This window comes from Pedobacter africanus, from assembly GCF_900176535.1.
GTDB lineage: Bacteria > Bacteroidota > Bacteroidia > Sphingobacteriales > Sphingobacteriaceae > Pedobacter > Pedobacter africanus.
In genome coordinates, this window is sequence record NZ_FWXT01000001.1 from 3,309,286 (window position 1) to 3,328,692 (window position 19,407).

General features: G+C 45.7%; 17 protein-coding genes and 1 tRNA gene. 12 read left to right on the plus strand and 6 right to left on the minus strand.

Annotated elements, in window-relative coordinates:
* The first annotated feature begins 2 nt into the window (after positions 1-2).
* From B9A91_RS13790 to B9A91_RS13810, 5 genes are all read left to right on the plus strand, one after another.
* Positions 3-1,574, plus strand: coding sequence for an SLC5 family protein (locus B9A91_RS13790; protein WP_084239402.1), 1,572 nt, complete (start codon positions 3-5; stop codon positions 1,572-1,574).
* Positions 1,575-1,663: 89 nt separating this feature from the next.
* Positions 1,664-2,869: an Nramp family divalent metal transporter gene (locus B9A91_RS13795; protein WP_084239403.1), complete on the plus strand. Its 1,206-nt coding sequence runs from the start codon at positions 1,664-1,666 to the stop codon at positions 2,867-2,869.
* 28 nt (positions 2,870-2,897) lie between these two features.
* Positions 2,898-3,914, plus strand: a complete 1,017-nt coding sequence (locus B9A91_RS13800) for an NAD-dependent epimerase/dehydratase family protein (protein WP_084239404.1) — start codon at positions 2,898-2,900, stop codon at positions 3,912-3,914.
* A gap of 3 nt (positions 3,915-3,917) precedes the next feature.
* A complete protein-coding gene (locus B9A91_RS13805) occupies positions 3,918-4,985 on the plus strand; it encodes a dihydrodipicolinate synthase family protein (protein ID WP_084239405.1) in 1,068 nt (355 codons plus the stop codon).
* Positions 4,982-6,475, plus strand: a complete 1,494-nt coding sequence (locus B9A91_RS13810; protein ID WP_084239406.1) for a PQQ-dependent sugar dehydrogenase — start codon at positions 4,982-4,984, stop codon at positions 6,473-6,475. The genes B9A91_RS13805 and B9A91_RS13810 overlap by 4 nt, the downstream gene beginning before the upstream one ends.
* Before the next feature lie 12 nt (positions 6,476-6,487).
* On the opposite strand, the gene B9A91_RS13815 is transcribed toward B9A91_RS13810, so the two are convergent.
* On the minus strand, positions 6,488-7,057 hold the full coding sequence (locus B9A91_RS13815; RefSeq protein ID WP_084239407.1) for a dihydrofolate reductase family protein: 570 nt from the start codon (positions 7,055-7,057) through the stop codon (positions 6,488-6,490).
* Between the two features lie 332 nt (positions 7,058-7,389).
* Here B9A91_RS13815 and B9A91_RS13820 point away from each other — a divergent pair, with 332 nt between their 5' ends.
* The gene (locus tag B9A91_RS13820) at positions 7,390-7,878 is read left to right on the plus strand and encodes a hypothetical protein (RefSeq protein ID WP_084239408.1); all 489 of its coding nucleotides are present in this window, start codon (positions 7,390-7,392) and stop codon (positions 7,876-7,878) included.
* A gap of 22 nt (positions 7,879-7,900) precedes the next feature.
* Here the strand turns inward: B9A91_RS13820 and B9A91_RS13825 are convergent, their stop codons facing one another.
* Entirely contained in the window at positions 7,901-8,923 is a 1,023-nt protein-coding gene (locus B9A91_RS13825) for an LLM class flavin-dependent oxidoreductase (RefSeq protein ID WP_084239409.1), read from the minus strand.
* Positions 8,924-8,981: 58 nt separating this feature from the next.
* On the opposite strand from B9A91_RS13825, the gene B9A91_RS13830 reads away from it, so the two are divergent.
* Together B9A91_RS13830 and B9A91_RS13835 are read left to right on the plus strand one after the other, a co-directional pair.
* On the plus strand, positions 8,982-9,560 hold the full coding sequence (locus B9A91_RS13830) for a lycopene cyclase domain-containing protein (protein ID WP_084239410.1): 579 nt from the start codon (positions 8,982-8,984) through the stop codon (positions 9,558-9,560).
* The gene (locus tag B9A91_RS13835; RefSeq protein ID WP_084239411.1) at positions 9,553-9,789 is read left to right on the plus strand and encodes a cytochrome b5 domain-containing protein; all 237 of its coding nucleotides are present in this window, start codon (positions 9,553-9,555) and stop codon (positions 9,787-9,789) included. Before B9A91_RS13830 ends, B9A91_RS13835 begins: the two co-directional genes overlap by 8 nt.
* 3 nt (positions 9,790-9,792) lie before the next feature.
* On the opposite strand, the gene B9A91_RS13840 is transcribed toward B9A91_RS13835, so the two are convergent.
* Positions 9,793-10,713 (minus strand): PfkB family carbohydrate kinase, encoded by a 921-nt coding sequence (locus B9A91_RS13840; RefSeq protein ID WP_084239412.1) that lies wholly within the window; start codon positions 10,711-10,713, stop codon positions 9,793-9,795.
* A gap of 142 nt (positions 10,714-10,855) precedes the next feature.
* Here B9A91_RS13840 and B9A91_RS13845 point away from each other — a divergent pair.
* Positions 10,856-10,932: transfer RNA gene (locus tag B9A91_RS13845), tRNA-Asn, on the plus strand.
* Positions 10,933-10,995: 63 nt separating this feature from the next.
* On the opposite strand, the gene B9A91_RS13850 is transcribed toward B9A91_RS13845, so the two are convergent.
* From B9A91_RS13850 to B9A91_RS13860, 3 genes are all read right to left on the minus strand, one after another.
* Complete coding sequence (locus B9A91_RS13850; RefSeq protein WP_144008922.1) at positions 10,996-11,886, minus strand: heparin lyase I family protein; 891 nt, start codon at positions 11,884-11,886, stop codon at positions 10,996-10,998.
* Positions 11,887-11,930: 44 nt separating this feature from the next.
* Positions 11,931-13,904 carry a heparin-sulfate lyase HepC gene (hepC, locus tag B9A91_RS13855; RefSeq protein WP_084239413.1) on the minus strand — a complete coding sequence of 658 codons (1,974 nt, stop codon included), beginning with the start codon at positions 13,902-13,904 and terminating at the stop codon, positions 11,931-11,933.
* A gap of 98 nt (positions 13,905-14,002) precedes the next feature.
* Entirely contained in the window at positions 14,003-15,322 is a 1,320-nt protein-coding gene (locus tag B9A91_RS13860; protein WP_084239414.1) for a sulfatase-like hydrolase/transferase, read from the minus strand.
* A 230-nt stretch (positions 15,323-15,552) separates the two neighbouring features.
* Here B9A91_RS13860 and B9A91_RS13865 point away from each other — a divergent pair, with 230 nt between their 5' ends.
* From B9A91_RS13865 to B9A91_RS13875, 3 genes are read left to right on the plus strand one after another with little or no spacing between them, the layout of a single operon-like run.
* The gene (locus tag B9A91_RS13865) at positions 15,553-16,227 is read left to right on the plus strand and encodes a hypothetical protein (protein WP_084239415.1); all 675 of its coding nucleotides are present in this window, start codon (positions 15,553-15,555) and stop codon (positions 16,225-16,227) included.
* Between the two features lie 27 nt (positions 16,228-16,254).
* Positions 16,255-18,081, plus strand: coding sequence for a hypothetical protein (locus B9A91_RS13870; RefSeq protein ID WP_084239416.1), 1,827 nt, complete (start codon positions 16,255-16,257; stop codon positions 18,079-18,081).
* Entirely contained in the window at positions 18,062-19,396 is a 1,335-nt protein-coding gene (locus tag B9A91_RS13875) for a hypothetical protein (RefSeq protein WP_084239417.1), read from the plus strand. Before B9A91_RS13870 ends, B9A91_RS13875 begins: the two co-directional genes overlap by 20 nt.
* The last annotated feature ends 11 nt before the right edge of the window (positions 19,397-19,407 follow it).

The following is a 19,407-nucleotide window of genomic DNA, read 5'->3' on the forward strand; positions in this document are numbered from 1 at the left end:
ACATGAACTCAAACCTCAGCACACTTGATGCCGCAGTCTTTGGCGTATATATCCTGGGTATTATCGCATTAGGTATCTATGCTTCCCGCAAGGGCAGCAGCACTAAACGAGATTATTTCCTGGCAGGCGATAAACTGCCCTGGTGGATGATCGGCGGCAGTATCATTGCGGCCAATATCAGCAGTCATCAGCTGGTTGGGGTGATGGGCGTGGCCTATAACCGGGGTTTTGTAGCTATGGTTACAGAATGGGGTGCCATATTGATCGGTTTTAATGCCTTGCTTTGGGTGTTTTTGCCCTTTTACCTGCGCAATGGTTTTTATACCATGCCCGAGTTTCTTCAGAAACGTTTTGGCGAAGGCGCGCGTACCATTTATTCGGTACTGGTGCTGCTTACCTATATTTTTGTAGAGATCAGTGCTGTACTTTACCTGGGCGCCCTGTCGCTGCAATCGCTGCTGGGGATCCCTATGGTAACGAGTGTGCTCATTCTGGCCATTACAACAGGTTTGTATACCATTGCGGGTGGGTTGCGGGCAGTAATCTGGACTGAAATGGTGCAGCTTGGTGTGCTCATACTGGGGATGTTCGCGCTTTCCTATACTACTATTGATGCGGCAGGAGGCTTTTCAGCTGTGCTGGAAACGACTAAGGACTGGAAACTGATGATGCCGGCCAATGACCCTGATTTTCCATGGACCATGTACCTGGGTGGCTTGTTGTGTATCAGTATCTTTTACAATGCCACCAATCAGTTTATTGTGCAGCGTACGCTGGCGGCTAAGAATGAGTGGCATGCACGTATGGGCATCATTTTTGGCGATTACCTTAAATTCCTGCTGCCCCTGCTGATCATATTCCCAGCACTGGTGGCCCCAAAATTATTTCCGGACCTGGACAAGCCCGATCTGCTGTTTGCAACATTGGTGGAAAACCTGCTGCCTTCCGGGCTGGTAGGCCTTGTAATGGCCGGACTGATTGCTGCAGTGATGTCGCACCTTTCGGGTGCGATCAATTCCTGTACCACCATTTTAACCATGGATGTATACCTGCCTTACATTAAGCCGGACTCTACCGAAAAGCAGTCGGTAAGTTTTGGACGTATCGCTGGTGTGGTCATTATTGTATTGGGAATCATCTGTACCGGCCTGCTTACCCTATATTCAGAAAAACCGGTTTTTATTTACCTGATGAACGCTTACGGTTATTTTACACCGGGTATTGCCGCGATGTTCCTGCTGGGTATTCTTTGGAAACGCACTACACACGCTGGGGCCATGGCTGCCGGATTGCTTACCATTCCGCTGTCGCTGGCCATTGAATATGGCTTGCCTGGAATGCCTTTCTTTAACCGTACAGGGATAGTATTCTGGGCTTGTATGCTGTGCTGCGTATGCGTTAGCCTGCTTACCAAACCTAAGCCCGAAGCTGAGCTTACCGGCCTGATCTGGACACGCGATAGCCTTTCCTTGCCTGCAAATGAGCGTGATCAGCAAAAAGGAATGCGTAACCCTTTCATCTGGTGGGCTATTATCACGGTTGTTGTGCTGTATTTCTACATTAAATACGCCTGATAGGTTGATCTTCGAAATTTTGTATATTATTTTTTTGTATACAAAAAAATAATATATTTGTATACATAGTGTTAAAAGCTTAAGTCCATATGAACAACTCTGTTAAAAAATGGCTGGTTTCCCTTGGCCCTGGTATTGTTACTGCTGCCATTGTTTTTGGTCCAAGTAAAATAACCATCACCTCAAAAATGGGGGCCATGTATGGCTATAGTTTGATATGGGTAGTGGTGGTGGCTATATTTTTCATGATCGTATTTACTTCTATAGGGTCAAGACTGGGGATGGCTACTGATGTATCGTTGCTCGCTACCATACGGAACACGTATGGCAAGTGGGTTTCGGGTTTAATGGGAATCGGGATTTTTCTGGTCACGACCTCTTTCCAGGCCGGTAATTCCATTGGCATTGGCATTTCACTTTCAGAAGCGACCGGCACCAGCTCTACCTGGTGGATATTGCTTTTTAACGTCATCAGTATAGGGCTTTTGTTTTTTCGTAATTTCTATCAAACCCTGGAACGGCTGATGATCACCATTGTAGCGTTGATGCTTTTTGCATTTTTAACAACCATGTTTATGGTGAGACCTGATGTAACTGGTATTTTGCAGGGCTTTGTTCCTGCTGTTCCGCAGGCATCAACGGGGTTGATCATCGCATTTACTGCTTCCTGCTTTTCGGTGGTCGGCGCTTTTTACCAGGCCTACCTGATGCAGGCCAGGAAAAGGGCAAACCCCGGAGCCCCGCTTGAAAACAGCAATGGATTTGCAGGTATGGTAATATTGGGTGTCATGAGCGCGGTGGTGATGATCTGCGCGGCAGCAGTGCTGCATAGCAAGGGTATTCCAGTAAACAAAGCATCTGATATGGCGCTTGCGCTGGAGCCCTTGTTTGGCCACAATGCTTCACTGTTGTTTCTAATTGGTTTGTTTGGCGCATCTTTTTCCTCCCTTATTGGCAATGCCACTATCGGTGGCTCATTGCTTTCGGATGGCTTTGGTTATGGTAGTCAGCTCGACTCCAAAGTGGTAAAAGGCCTGATTGCGCTGGTCATGGTTATCGGGGCGATAGTAGCCGTAAGTTATGAAAAGCCCCCGCTGGAACTGATTATTTTTGCACAGAGTGTGACCATTTTCCTGGTACCTTTTATTGGTACAGCCATGTATCTGCTTTCTAATAAACGAAGCCTGATGGGTGAATATGTGAATACAGTGTTTATAAAGTATGCCGGCCTGGCGGGCCTGCTCTTACTTTTTGTATTGGCCATTTATAATTTCCATGAGCTGTTCCTGAAGTGATTTATTTTCGAACCTAAACACACAACATATGAGTAATTTAGCCCAGTTAGAACAAGAGATACTGAAGCCTTCAGCAGCATTGGTTGAAGATGTGAGCCGTATAGAAGGCGATATTTTACTGCTTGGTGTAGGTGGCAAGATGGGCCCATCCATGGCCCGTGCTGCGCGCCAGGCCATAGACATTGCAGGTAGCAGACAGCGTGTCATCGGTGTTTCCCGTTTTTCCGATGCTGCATCGCGTGCTGCACTGGAGGCGGTTGGTGTAGAGACCATTGCAGCCGACCTCCTCAATGATGCAGAACTCAATGCGCTTCCGGATGCCCCGAATGTCATTTATCTGGCAGGCCATAAGTTTGGCACCACAGGTAAAGAAGCTTTTACCTGGGCCATGAATGCTTATCTGCCGGGCAGGGTAGCCGAAAAATACCGCAATTCTAATATAGTGGCATTTTCTTCCGGCAATGTGCTGCCCTTTGTACCTGTCACTTCAGGCGGGGTATCGGAAGAGAGCAGCCCGGAACCTATAGGTGAGTATGCACAATCTTGTCTTGGCAGAGAACGGATATTTGAATATTTCTCCCAAAAGAACAACACCCCGATGCTGATCTACAGGCTCAACTATGCGGTCGATTTTCGCTATGGGGTACTGGTTGAATTGGCAAAGTCGGTATTAAGCGGTAAAGAAATAGACCTGCGTACAGAGAATGTCAATGTGATCTGGCAGGGCGATGCCAATGAAATTGCCATACGGTCTTTATTGCATTGCGCATCACCGGCCAAGATATTAAACGTTACGGGGCCCGAAATCCTTTCTACCCGTTGGGCGGCCAATCAGTTTGGCCGGATCTTTGGCAAAGAACCAAAGTTTGTGAATGAAAGTGCCGGAACAGCGCTGCTCAACAATGCTTCAGAATGTCATCGTCTATTTGGTTACCCTAAAGTAACGATAAGGGAAATTATTGAACTTACCGCTACCTGGATGCAACAGGGAGGCGAAGCGCTAAATAAACCAACTCATTTTCAGGAAAGAACAGGTAAATTTTAAATTATGGCAGCTCAACTATCCGCAGAAAAAGAAAGCATACTCAGGCAGGGAACGGTTATTCCTGCACACCCGCTGGCGCTCAACATTAACCTAAAGCTGGATGAAGTGCATCAGCGATTGCTTAGTCAATATTACCTGGCGTCGGGTGCAGGCGGTATAGCGGTAGGTGTGCACAGCACCCAATTTGCTATCCGTAACCCTCAGGTAAACCTCTACGAAAAGGTACTGGCCCTTGCAGCAGAAGAGGTGGCCAAATCAGGAAAAGAGAACAGTTTTATCAAGGTAGCCGGGATTTGTGGCGACACTCAGCAGGCAGTACGCGAGGCCGAAACCAGCCTGCATTATGGTTACGACCTGGGCCTGCTCAGCATGGGCGGGCTGCAAAGTAAAACGGAGACCGAGATTCTTGAACGTACCCGTGCCATAGCCGAAATTATGCCGGTGTTTGGTTTTTACCTGCAGCCCAGCGTTGGCGGGCGGATATTTTCCTACGACTTCTGGCTTCAGTTTGCAAATATTGACAATGTACTTGCCATTAAGGCGGCACCTTTTAACCGGTACCAAACGTTAGACCTTGTACGTGCAGTGTGTCATTCTGAGCGCCGTGACGAGATTACTTTGTACACCGGCAACGACGACAACATTGTGGCCGACCTGCTAACTACTTATCAGTTCGAAATTGACGGGCAGACCGTCAGCAAAAGATTTGAAGGCGGTTTGCTGGGCCACTGGGCGGTATGGACACATGCTTCGGTGAAGCTTTTTGAAGAAATAAAGCGTTGCCGGGATGCCGGCTATAACGGCACAGCTGAATTGCTTGACAAAGGCATTGCAGTAACCGATATGAATGCGGCAATTTTTGACCCTGCAAATGCTTTTCATGGTTGTATACCGGGTATACATGAGGTACTCAGAAGGCAAGGTTTAATGCAGGGCACCTGGTGCCTCGATCCGAATGAAAAACTTTCAGCCGGGCAGGCTGAAGAGATTACCCGGGTGTGCCAGGCCTATCCGGAATTAACAGATGATGATTTTGTAAAGGATTTCCTTGCCCAACTTCAAAAAGTATGATACGTGTAATCAGAACAGGAGCCCTTTTGGCATTGGCAGGGGCGTTTATCCATTGCAGTTCTTCAATGTTCAGCAATCCGCCGGAGCAGCAGTTCCGGATTGGTGCCAGCACAGTTGGTGTCCAGTCGGTAGCCAGCCACTTAAATGTGCCCTGGCAGATTACCTGGGGCCCCGATCAATGCATCTGGTATACGGAACAATCGGGGACCATCAGTAAAGTAAATCCTGAAACAGGTAAAACCAAACTGTTGCTTACCCTTAGGGATGTTTTTCGCGACCGTACTTCGGGCCTGCTGGGCATGACTTTGCATCCCGATCTGAAAAACAACCCTTACGTTTTTATTAACTATACCGGCTATTCCAAAACCAAAACCAAGGTTTCTAAGGTAGTCCGCTATAGTTATGATGCCGCAAAAGATACACTGGTCAGTCCGGTTGTGTTTTTGGAATACCCGGCCTGGACTTCACATTTTGGCTCACGCATCGTGATTGCTCCCGATGGAAAGGTCATGGTGGCTACGGGTGACGGTGCCCAGGATGGTAATGCGCAGAACATTCAGTCGCCCAATGGCAAAATACTACGTTACAGCCTGGATGGAAGTATCCCGGCCGACAACCCCTTTAAAGGCAGTGCTGTATGGGCATGGGGGCTTCGTAATCCGCAGGGATTGGTGTATGTTAAAGGCAAGTTATATTGCTCAGACCATGGTGATGCCATTGATGACGAGCTGAACCTGCTGGTGAAAGGAGGTAATTATGGCTGGCCTGTTGTAGAAGGTGCGGTGAATACGGATAAGGAAAAAGCTTTTGCCAAAGATTCGGCTGTTGTGGCCCCACTGCGGGCCTGGACACCCACCATTGCCCCTGCGGGTATGACCTATTACAACTCAGCTAAAATACCCGAACTCAAAGGCCGTCTGCTGCTTACAACTTTAAAAGGAAACAGTTTGCGTTCATTGACGCTGGATCCAACGGGCAACAAGATCGTTGGCGATGTCAACTACTTTGAAAAGATATTTGGCAGGTTACGTTCGGTATGTGTTTCACCGGCGGGTGATGTATACCTGGCCACCAGTAACCGCGACTGGAACCCCAATGCAGCCCCGGCTAGAAATGACGACCGGATCATCCGTATTTACCGTATCGATGCCAAACACGCAAGTCCTACGGCCAAACCGGCTATTGTCGCACACAAAAGTAACGAGGCTATAAATAAAGGAGCTTTGTTGTATACCAATTATTGTGCTTCCTGCCATAAAGCCGATGGAAAGGGGATTGACAAGATATTCCCTGCTTTGCTGAATTCGGCTGTTGTGAAAGGAGATCAGCGTAACCTGATCCGTACCGTATTGAATGGCAAGAACCAGATGCCTAAGTTTGCCTTTATTGAGAACAACGACATGGCAATTTTGCTGACCTATGTGCGCAGTAAGTTTGCTGCGGGGGCAGGACCGCTTACTGTAGCAGATATACAGTCGGAAAGAAAATGATCGGGAAAAGTATTATTTTTTCAAGGCCCCAAGGTGCTTGTAAGTGTTGAGCAGTACACCTGTTGGTGTGGTCAGTGTGCTAACGAATTCAAGTTCCCTGGCATCAATACCATCCGATAAAAGGCGTTTGCCCCGGCCCAGTAATACGGGGTATACAATGAGGATGACCTCCTCTGCCAATCCCGCATCGAGGAGCATAGACGTCAGCGATATACTTCCGCAAAGCACCAGATCAGGGCCATCCGTCAATTTGAGCTTGCGAATACCCTCCATGATGTCAGCACCCAGATCTTTTACCGGTCCCCATTCCAGGCTTTCAGGCCTGTGAGTTGCTACATATTTGGTTGCTGCATTTATGGCATTGGCTATGGGAAAATCACCGGCATTTGGCCAGTAACCCAAAAACTCATCATAGGTTTTGCGGCCAAGCAGCATGTCAAAGCTGTCACCGTATGCCTCAAGCAGCATGGCCATGCCTTCAGGGCTTCGGTAGGGTGCAGTCCATCCTCCATAAGTATAGTTTTTGTCGTGCTCGATCACGCCGTCGAGGGAAATATGTTCGAAAATTCTGATCTTTCTCATTTGTTGCTCTTAGTTAAAGTATGACCAAATATAAAGCGAAATGGGCTGCAAAAGTGAGGTGCAATTACGACAATAAGCGGGTATTTTATGCTCAATGCCAGTGTATGCATTTGATCTGCGTTTGGGTTGCGTAGTAATATGACGGGGTTCTGAGAAGACGTTGGTTAGCCCCTGATAGGGCAAATGGCTATACCAATCCCCTGTCAACCCCTGTCAAAGCCGGCCCAATGGCGCAGACAAGACGAATGCAGACCGAATGCACTTCGAGCGCAGATGGGGTTTAGTACAATACTTTATTCATAAAAGCTTAGATAAAAGTGTTATATTCAGTAATGAAAAATAATGTTCAGCAGGTCGAATGGATGCCCATTTTGATAACCACTATAATTGCGGGTACACTTGACATTACTGCAGCTTGCATTAATGCGTGGCTGTCAAATGATGTTATGCCCGGCCGTGTTCTGGCATATATCGCCAGTGGTGTCTGGGGCAAAACAGCTTACAATGGGGGTCCGGAGATGATGTTTTTCGGACTGCTTTTTCATTATATAATTGTTTTTTTCTGCGTATTTTGCTTTTTCTGGCTTTATTCAAGATGGTCTTTTTTACATAGAAGTATGGCTGTCAATGCAGTTTTAATCGCATTTACTGCCTGGCTTGTTACCACACAGCTGGTGTTGAGAATGAGTAAAATCACTGTTCCTCCGTTTCGGGTTTCAGGGGCTATCATTGCCATAGCCATACTGATCATTTGCCTTGGTTTTCCAATTGCCTATGCCGCAAGGCGGTTTATCAAATCCAGCCGCCCGATGGAGCATTAGCCTTGCGTGGAGGGGCCAATACTTAACGCCAGCCCAACCCTGGTGCTACATGCTCAAGGATAGACGATAATACATGTACGTTGTAGTCAACGCCCAAAGTGTTGGGGATGGTCAGCAACAGGGTATCCGCTTCCAGAATGGCTTCGTCTTCGGCCAGTTCTTTTATCAGCTGATCGGGCTCTGCAGCATAACTTCTGCCAAAAATGGCACGTTTGTCCTGTTCAATCATCCCGATTTTATCTGCCCGATCGGCTTCCTGTCCAAAGAAATAACGGTCCTGATCATTTACCAGTGCAAAAATAGACCGGCTTACCGATACCCTGGGCGCACGTTGGTGCCCTGCTTTTTTCCAGGCTTCTTTGTATAGCCTGATCTGTTCCGCTTGCTGTACATGGAAAGGTTTACCGTTTTCGTCATATTTCAGGGTAGAACTCTGGAGGTACATTCCATTTTCGGCTGCCCAAACGGCGGTAGCGTTCGAAGCCGCTCCCCACCAGATACGCTCCCGCAATCCTTCCGAGTATGGTTCCAGGCGTAACAGTCCGGGTGGGTTGGGAAACATCGGGTACGGGTTAGGCTGGGCAAAGCCTATACCTTTTAGCTTATCCAGAAATTCGAGGGCTTTACGACGTCCCATATCTGCGTCGTTTTCCCCTTCAGCTGGTGCATATCCAAAATAACGCCAGCCATCTATTACCTGCTCGGGCGAGCCCCTGCTGATTCCCAGCTGCAGCCTTCCTTCTGAAATTAAATCCGCAGCTCCGGCATCTTCCACCATGTACAGCGGGTTTTCATAACGCATGTCAATTACACCCGTCCCGATCTCTATTTTATTTGTTTTGGCACCGATTGCCGAAAGCAAGGGAAATGGGGAAGCCAGCTGGGCTGCGAAGTGGTGTACACGAAAATAAGCGCCATCCAAACCAATTTCTTCGGCGGCAACGGCCAGATCAATAGACTGGAGCAGGGTATCGCTTGCTGTCCTGGTGCTGTAGGCAGGGTGCTTAGACCAATGCCCAAACGATAAAAATCCTATTTTCTTCATAAACAAATATACCCATTACATTTTATATGCTACTTTTGAAGGCAGAGATATCCTTTAAATGAACATCAATACAATTAAAGCTGCTTTATTGTCCCTGCTGGTTACCGGCGCAGTGTTTTCGCTGCTTACTTTTGTGTTTGTTAGCCAGAGGGTTCTTTCTTTCAACAGCCCCATCTTAGCAGGGTTATCGGCATTTCTGGTACCTGCAATTGCTATAGGTTTATACCAGTTTTTAAACGATCGTTTTCCCAATAATGCGCTTGAAAAATACAGTTTGTTAACCAGTAACCTGTTACTTGGGCTGTGTGTGGCCCTGCTGTTTTTTGGTTACCAGAAATGGTATACGGCAATTACTTTTTTTACCCTGTTTGTCTTGCTGTTTTTTATTGAATATAAAAACAAGCTCAGGTTTATGTATCGTTTTTATCGCTGCTATGTGCTTTTATTGATCCCGTTTTACATCACCGCTACGGTGCTTCATAAAAAAGGGACCGTTAAATTTAGCGAGGCTGCAACATTGAAATTAAAGCTGGGCCATATAGGGATTGAAGCTTATTTTTACTTCATGGCCATGCTGCTGTTCGCGGTGTACTTTTTTGAATTTTTTAAGCGTAAGCCCGGCAAGGCCAATGGATAACCTACCCACATATACCAAACAACAGCTGGCCTTGCGCAACGGACAGGATAAGCCCCAGATATGGGTAGCCTATAAGGGAATAATTTATGATGTTACCGAAAGCCGCTTATGGCGTAACGGCAAGCATTATGAGCATTGGGCAGGACAGGACTTAACCGCTGAACTGCCCGATGCACCGCATACAGAAACGGTTTTTGAAAAGTTTAAGGTAGTGGGGCTGATAAAATAAAGCCTATGCCTCGATGGTAAATGCGCTCAGGCTTACAAATTCCTGCACACGTGCCGAAACTTCTTCTGCTGTAAGGTTCAGGATTTTCTCTGTTCCGAATTTTTCTACACAGAAAGAAGCCAGGGCAGAACCAAAGATGATCGCATTCTTCATATTATTGAAGTTTACGGTTCCTACTTTGGCCATATAACCAATAAAGCCGCCGGCAAAAGTATCGCCTGCTCCGGTCGGATCAAAAACATCTGCCAATGGAAGTGCCGGGGCCGAGAAGATCTTGTCTTCATGGAACAGCAATGCACCATGCTCACCTTTTTTAATGATCAGGTATTTAGGGCCCATGGTTAAAATCTTTTTGGCGGCCTTTACCAGCGAGTATTCACCCGAAAGCTGGCGCGCTTCGGCATCATTGATGGTCAGCACATCTACCATTTTAATGGTTTCCAGCAGATCCGGCATCATAATGTCCATCCAGAAGTTCATGGTATCCAGTACGATCAGTTTAGGCCTGTTTTTTAAACGTTTAATTACCGTTTGCTGCACAATAGGGGTTAGGTTGCCCAGCATCAGGTATTCACAGTCCTGGTAATTGTCCGGAATGATCGGGTCAAAATCAGCCAGTACATTCAATTCGGTAACCAGGGTATCCCTGCTGTTCATATCATTGTGATATTTGCCCGACCAGAAGAAAGATTTTTCTCCCTCTTTTATTTGTAAACCTTCGGTGTCTATCCCATGTGCTGTAAAGGTGTTAATGTCTTCTTTATGGAAATCATCACCAACTACTGCTACAATTTTTACTTTATCATAGAAGTAAGATGCAGCTAAACTGGCATAAGTTGCGGCACCACCTACTATTTTATCGGTTTTTCCGAAGGGGGTTTCTATAGCGTCGAAAGCTACAGTTCCTATGATTATCAGGCTCATATAAATTCGTTGAATTTTTTTTTATTTTTTTTCACTGCAAATATTGCATAAATAATTTAAAAGCCCTAATATTGCATTCCCAAAACGAACAAGGCTTTATGTTCTTTAAGAGTTCTAAAAGCCCGTTTTGATAGCCGGATACTCCCGAATAGCTCAGCCGGTTAGAGCATCTGACTGTTAATCAGAGGGTCGCTGGTTCGAGCCCAGCTTCGGGAGCCAATTGCAAAAAGCCTTTCAGGAGTACTGAAAGGCTTTTTTGTTTTAAAATAATATGATCAATTGTTAAAGCGGAAGGGCTATAATCCTGACGTTGTCATGATAAGCAATGCGGGTAAGGACATTGTCGCTGGTAATGACGTTACCATTGGCGTCTTTTCCGGCTTCGCGGTATACACCCCATTTGATGTAACCTTTTTGCCCGTTGGCCAGCTGTGTACCGGTAAATGTCCTGGCATTCAGGTTCTGCAGCCTTAGGGTATAGCTTTGCTCATTACTGTAGCGGGTGTAAATTTTAAAGTAGCCGGTATTGTCCAGTGTCCATTTTACATCTATCCGGAAATGAATCCATTTGTTGATCTGTGGCCTGAAATCAGAGATTACTGTACCATTGCCGCTGGCATCGTACCTGGCTACAATCGCGTTGCGCTTGGTTAGTAGCCTTACCGGAACCGGATCACCACCTGTTACTTTTAGTTGAAAAATGTTGTCTCCATAGGGCGGGTTTGCCGAATTCCATTGCTCCCAGTCTTTCAGGTATACACTAAACTCATATCTCCTTTCCATTCCCGGGAAAAATAAAGAAGGCTGGTGTTCCAGGGCATCCGATTCACTGCGATAGGCTTCAGCCGAATAATAATCAGGATTGCCCAGGGTAACCTTATGGGCAATGGCGTAGGTGCTGCTGTCGCCAGGAACAGTATAGGCGGCATCAGCACCCGGGGCCACGGTACCTCTTACGCCTGTTATGCCGGAATTCAGCTGCCCGTTTTCGTAGTTCACGTTCAGGATGGTATCGCCATTGGCGGTAAGGCCCTGGACGTTGGAAAGGGTTTCCACTTTGTTTTTTTCAGCCCCCTCTTCATTGGTTAAGCCTGTTTTCTTACTGCAGGCAGTGCCCAGTAGCAATACAGCAATTGCGGCAAAGCCGCCAACTTTCATGATTTGTGTTTTCATATTTGGTTTTTTAGGTTAGGAATGATTGGCCGGGGAACAGCGGCTTAGTAAAGCGTTGCCTTAACCTGCTGCTGTTTCCCGTTAATGATAAGGCTAAGGTCAATGAACCCTTTCCCGAAATCGTTGCCCTTGTTGGGTACGATCCGGATCTCAGGTGCCTTTTCTCCCTCGAAAGGATAAACAATACTGACAAACTCCTGGCTCGCGGCATTATTCTTGAGCTTTTCAAATGCAAATGCAGGGCGAGACAGTTCCTTGTTATAAAAATAAGATACTTTACCCTCTTCTTCTTTGAGGCTGATGTTATCGGTGTTCAGCGATTGGATCAGCAGGTTGTTCCCATCTTTGTAACTGGTGTAAACCCTGTTTTTTGCTTTGTCGAAAACAGCTTTACTGTCTTCCTTCAGCTGCCAGTGTACGCCCAGCGTTCCGGTAGCTTTGCCTATGGCTTTGTCAATGACCAAAAAGTACTTTTTATTGATGAAAAGCACACTGCGCTGATGTTCCAGATCGGGATAGCTTGGATTGGTATAGCTAAGCATATCCAGATTGGCACTGGTTTCCCATTTGTTTTGCCGGGCTTTGGTGATCACCATATTCTGGTTGTCCAGGGTAAGTGTGCTGTGGATGCGGGTCTGGCGGTACCAGTTCCGCTGCTTCATGATGGCCTGGTCGCCACTGTATACAAATACACCGGCATCCGGGGTAAAGTTCCGGCCCTTTATGAAAAGCTCAAAAGTCCCGTTGTCGGGCTGGGCATGGAATTCTCCAGGAGGACTGGCTTTTAACACCATAACGGTTGCATTTTTATCCCATCCGGTCCTGAAAGTATAAAAGCCCGCATTGCTCAGCGCATGGGATAAAAAGGCCGGGGCCTTGCCTTGTTTGCCATCGGTAGCAAAATACCGGATGGCTTCATTTGCAGGAAAAACTTTAGACCAGGCAGCAAATTGTTTCATCCTGAAATCTTTTTCGGTTAACCAGGAATCGCCGAACATAGGCGTGTTGTAGTCTGGCAGTGAAATACTGATCACCGCCATGATCATACTTTCCACAGTTTGTACATAGGATTTCGGAAATTCTTTTTCCAGGTTTACACGCTGTGCAGAGCGGTAAGCTTTAAGGAATATATCGATTGCGGCGACATGGTAAATTGGCGAAAGTTCGAACTGCATTCCATCAGGGTAAACCTGTTTTTTGATCTCTGTGGTTAGTACTTGTATGCCGCTTTCTCTCCATTTTGGGGAATCCTTAAATTCGGGAAAAGATACGCCGGCAAACAAAACACGCTGTGCTTCAAATAAACGGTGGTTACCTTTATCTGCATAATTGGCGGGTAAATAATCGGCCTGCTGGTGGTAGCTTTTCAGGAACTCCATCAAAAAAGCAGGGGTAAAAGCGGGCGAATTCACAAATAAATCAAAGGTAGGGGGAAGACTCTGCACCCTGTCTGATACTTCTAAAGGACGCCATACAAACCTGTCATTGTCGGCCGATAAGCCCAGGGGATTTTTTCTGGCCCAGTCGCTATACTGGTACACCCATTCTTTTGCATACTTTTCATCGCCGGTTGCATGGTAGACCAGCGCCATCGGCTGCCACCATTTTACGCGGTGCAGTTGCCAGCGTACCTCATTGTCTTTAACCGGCCACATCTGCCAGTTGATGTCTTTGCCATAATCAAAATAGCCATAGCCTTTGTGTGGTTGAAACTGGTGAAGCAAGGCTTTATCGGCCATTTCCTGAGTCACCTTATTAATAGGCTGGTGCAGGTCGGCAGGTTTTTCGGAGTTGCTGAAATCCGGCTCCCTGGATTTGCTTTTTTTCTGATAATAGGCCAGCAGTGCTTTGGCCGCATCATCGTATTTACCAGCTGTTACCAGTTTGCTCACTTTCTCCAATCCGGGATAGACCAGGTTAATGGGATCAAAGCTTGCTTTGCCAACTGCTGCATGTTGTGCAAAGCCAGTTAAGCTGTTAAAGGCAAAAGCCAGGAGGATGCCTAAGGTCTTGTTCATAGTCTGATTTTTTATTCTTTGTTAAGAATAAAGATAGGAGTGCATGAAGCAGTGACCTTTCAAATTTGTTCGGAAGTATTTTGAATTTGGTTAAATCTCTACTTATCCGGATAGTTCTCAAATAAAGCCATCAGGTGTTGTTGTTCTTTGGTATATTTAGGATCATCATACAAATTGTACCGCTCTGTAGGGTCCCAGCTGAGGTTAAACATTTCTTTAAGCACCTGGTCATTTTGCCCGCTGATCCTCAGCTTCCAATCCCCGTCTTTTACGCCTTCCAGCTTGTAGTTAAAATAATAGATGGGCTTATGCGGCACCTTATAATTTCTTTGCGACAAAAGCGTAACGACAGATTCTCCATCCAGTATGCGCTTGGGCAATGCTGTGTGCGTCCATTCGGCAAGGGTTGGCAAAATATCGAGATTGGATACAGGCGTTCGTACTACTTGTGCGGCTGTATGGTTTTTGTAGTAAACAATAAAGGGAACGCGGTGCCCACCTTCGTAAGAAGTTGCCTTGGAGCCCCTGAATATCCCTGCCGTGCCCACATGGTAAGGTTTGGTTACCCCGTCATCGTACATGCGCTGCGGCGCATTCAGCCATGGGCCGTTGTCGCTCGTAAATATAAAAATGGTGTTGTCTGCCTCTCCGTTTTCTTCCAGGGTTTTCCATAGCCTGGCCATTTCGGTGTCCATTTCTTCTATTACACTGCCCAGTTCGCCGCCGGCTGATTTTTTGCTGTCTTTTCTTACCGCAGTGGCCACGGGCAGGTGGGGCATGTTATAGGCCAGGTAGAGGAAAAAGGGCTGTTTTTTTGCTCCTGATTCTTTCACAAACTTTATGGCCTCAGTGGTATAGGCCTTGGTAAGGATGGTATCATTTGGGCGGTAGATTTCTGGTTTCTGGTTCCTGAATATTTTGATGACTGTATCCGTTTTTACATAGGGCGCCCTGAAATCATGGCTGTACAGCATGCCATAAAACAGATCGAAACCCTGTTTATTGGGCAATCCTGTACCATAGTCGCCAATATGCCATTTACCGATGCAGGCGGTACGATAGGCCGAGGTTTTCAGCATCTCGGCAATGGTCACCTCCTCGTCGGGAATGGCAGTTTTGTCGCCTGGTCCAATGACGCGCGGCATTTTGGAGCGGCTGCAATAGCGTCCGGTTAGGGTCGATACTCTTGATGGGGAACAAGTAGGCGAGGTGGTTACAAAATTGGTGGCCAGCACACCCTTGGCAGCCATGTTATCCAGAAAGGGGGTGTTAAATAGGGGATTGCCATAGCAGGCCAGGTCGCCATAGCCCATATCATCGGTAAGTACAACAATTACGTTTGGCCTTTTTTGGGCATATGATGCTGTGCTGAAAATCAATATTGTAAACAGTGCTAAAAGAAAAGTCTTTTTTTTCATCAGATTGACATTATTTAAGGGCTAAGTTAAAACAAATGAGAGAAAAATAATTTCAATTGCGTCCCAAGTTCTTTTTAATCCGGATATCCCTGTTTTTTTGTGTCAGACATTTTTTAATCTATGAAGACAATACGGATATCATTAAAAAAGTAAACGGTGTTGATGAAAAACATAAAGCCTTGCAGGTAAAATGATATCTTTGCCGCGCACCTATAAAAAACACCAGCATAATGCCTTCAAAGTATAAATACCTGCTCTCTATATTTATTTTACTTTGTTTTTCTTCCTGCTTCCAGGTTATAGAAGAAATTAACCTTACCAAAGCCGGAACAGGAACAGTTAATTTAACCTTAAACCTTAGCGCCAGCAAAACAAAGGTGGCTTCTGTAATGCTGATGGACAGCATTCAGGGCTATAAGGTGCCTTCTAAACAAAAAATCCAGAAAGAACTGGATGAGGTTGTCGCTTATTTAAAGCGGTCGCCCGGCATCAGCAATGTACAGAAGAAAGTCGATTTTGAGAACTATATTGTAAGTGTCTCTTTTGCATTTAAAGATATCGCGAACATCAACAATGTGAACCAGGATGTGCTTAAAAAATTGAAGGTTAAAGGGGTTAGCAATTCTTCTTACATCTATAACGCTAAAAATCAGGTTTTTCAACGGAGTTATCAGCACGCCAAAGATGCGGTTGTGCAGTACAACAGGCTGAAACCGGAAGTCAAAAAAGTGTTTAAGGATGCTACTTATACCAGTATTTACCGCTTTGAGCAGCCTATCGTTTCCAGTAACAATCCTCTTGCCAAGGTATCTAAGTCTAAAAAAGCAGTCATGCTCAATACAGGTGTTCTTGGTTTGATCAATGGCAAAACCGACCTGTCTAACAGCATTGTGCTTACAAAGTAACATTACCATTTAAATTATACTCTATCTATGAATTCCCTTTACAAATGCTTAATTGCTTTATTTCTAACCAGTCTCACCTTTGATGCTGCTGCCCAGGACCTGGTGCGTAAAATACCCTCGGATGCGCTTGCCGTAGCTACAATTAAGGGTAAGAATTTAACAGCGCTCATGTCCTTAAATGAGTTTAACCATACTTTTATCGGAAAAGAGATCCTTTCCAAACTTTCAAAAAAGTCTGACAAAGCTTTTGTAACCATCGAAGATATTGGCTTTAACCTCAGTTCTTCATTTTATTATTACAACAGGAGTAACGACAGTGTAACTTATAACTGTTTCCTTGCACCGGTTAAGGACCTTGCCCAGGTTGATGCGCTTTATCAGCAGGCAAACCAAAAATTCAGTGTAAAAAATGGCCTAAGGTCTTATTATAATTCCGATTCTACCGAAGTAGCGCACTGGAATGCCGATACCTTTCTTTTTGTAGCAGGAAGTGCTAAAAAGGAATATTTCCTGCGCCCCGACGTAATCGGGCGTTTTGGTTTAACGGCCATTAGCCCGGCAGAAGAGGTACTGACAGATTCAGCAGCTGTGGCTGTTGAAGATGCTGTTGCTACCGATTCCGTAATTGTAGCGGTTGAGGAGCAGGAGGAAGTGGTTGCTGCCGACTCAGCTGGCCTTGCATCAGATTTTGGTTATGGAGATGAGCAGCTAAAGAAAACCATTGTTGCCGGCTGGATACAAAATATGGTAAACGATTTTTTTGCGGGCACGAACAAAGCATCTATACTGGATAATGCTGATTTTATGGGGAGCCTGGATCCGAACGCTGAAGCAACCATCTGGATTTCCGGTGCCGATAAGCTGTTCAATGCTTATATGCCTGCCCTTACTTATCTCAAGGGAATGAACTTTCTGAATGGCTATGGTAGTGCAAATGCCAGGGTTTACCTGGAAGACAAATCGATCCGACTGGCTACAAGCATGACCTTCAGCAATGAAATTGCAGCCGTTTTTAAAAGAGTGCATCAGCGCAAATTGAACAAGCGCTTTTTGAAATACGTAAACGAAGAGCGTATGATCGGGTATATGGGGTACGCATTGGATACCAAAGCCTATCTGGAAGAATATCCTAAGCTGATGTCGAAGTTATATGGTTCGGTATACGCTGATGAAGTGGGAATGGCTACAGACCTGCTTTCCCTTTTGCTGGATGAGGCTGCGGTTGCTAAAGTGGTAAAGGGGGATGCCTTGTTTATCTTTAACGGCTTATCCCAAAGCGAAGTCAGTTATAAATCTTACGAATACAACGAGGATAACTTCGAGAGCAAAGAGGTCATGAAAACAAAAAAAGAAACTTTACCCGATTTTTTGCTCATGGTCTCATCCGAAGACACTCGTTTAATTGATAAACTCATTGCCTACGGTGTAAAAAAGGAACTGGTAAAAAAGGGAGCGGGGTATTATGAGCTCAGCATTCCTAAAAGCCCGCTGGGGCTTTACTTTGCCATTAAAGATGGCATCATTTTCTTTGGCACCAGTAAAGCTGAAATGGATAATATTGCTGCCAACAGGTATGTCGCAAAGGTTTCTGCCAGGCATAAAAAAGCTTTGCTGAGCAGTAATTACTCCGCCTATTTCAGCGCGAAGAAGCTGTCCGGAAAAATTCCGGCAGAAGAATTGGGCAAAAAGCTGGATAAGGTTAACCGGGTATTGAAAAGTATGGGCGATATTTACCTGAAATCAGAACCACTTAAGGGGAATGTGTTGTCCGGACAGCTGAGCATGGATATTCCTGCAGATCAACCTAATGCTTTAAAATACCTGTTCTCTATTATTGAAGACGCGCAGAAATAAGCTTAAACGCATCATAGCCATGCTGGCGGCAGTTATCTTACTGCTGCTTGCCTTTGTTTATGGTTATCTGTCCTTACGCCAGTATACTTCTTACCGGCATCGCATCCATGCTGATGCGGCCCTCATTATCAAAGTTGATGCAGATCGGCTTTATCGTACGCTTGCCGCAGATTACCTGTTAAATTCATCTCATTATAAAGGTAGCAAGCGGCCTAAGCGGAAAACAGGTTTGGATATTCCGGCCAATGTTTTTATCTATACTGTTTATTCCAGGTCTGTACAAACATATTTCTGCAGCCTGCCGGTTGCGGATACCGCTGAGCTGCGGGTGTTCCTCAAAAAGACACTGGGAATAACCAGATTTAAAAATACAGGTAAATACATCCTGGGCAGTTCAGCAAACGGACGGCTGACCGTTGCTTTTAATGATCAGACATTTGCTGCTGCTTATTCCCTGAAAAAAGAAAATGTTCAGGAAATCCTTGAAGAACTCATTAATGGAGGAAACTTCCTTCCGGAAACCGACCCGAGGATAAAAAAACTAAAAGCTTTAACAGCACACCTGGCTTATGTATTTGAAGAATACACGGGAACAGGGCAGTTTAAAGCTGGGCACTTTCATATGCAGGGTGATTTTAATTTTAAAGGGCTCCAGGTTCAGGGAAAAGTATTTACCCATCGTGTTTTCGACAAAGATGCCGTGCTTAAGTTGTGGCTTGATGCAAAACCTGTAGTATCGCAGCAGCTTGCACCCGTTCAGGTTAAGACGCATACAATTTATCCCGATAGTTTATTGAAATACAGCAATGGGTATTTTGATGCAGAACTAAGCAAGCCGGTAAACCATGCAGATACCCTGATCACATACGAGTATAACGATAATTTTGAAAAGGTAGCCGTAACCAGGCCGCGTATAGTCCGGGTGCCCGGAATAAACAGCATGTTGAGCGCAAGGCCGACCGGCTTAATGCACCAGCTGGTAAGCCAAGGCATTTTGAATGGCGCTAAAGTAGACCCGCAGTTGTTTCCACTTTACCCGGTTTACACCAAACACCGCCCATCGGCGTTCCTGCTCAGCACCAATGAAAATGCGGCTTTTTCAGGTTTGAAAATTCAAACGCCTTATTTTTTTTACCTCGAAGCCGATTTCAGCAAAATCAGGGAGCAAGAACAGTTTCCTCTAGTTGAAACTTACATCAAAACATTCGGTAAGCTGGAAGTTAAGGCCTTGAATGTGAAGCCAGGCCTTCAGCATTTTGAAATGGACCTTTACTTCAGGTTAAAGCAGGTCAACGCACTTGGGCAGCTGTTCTAGAAATTGCCTTT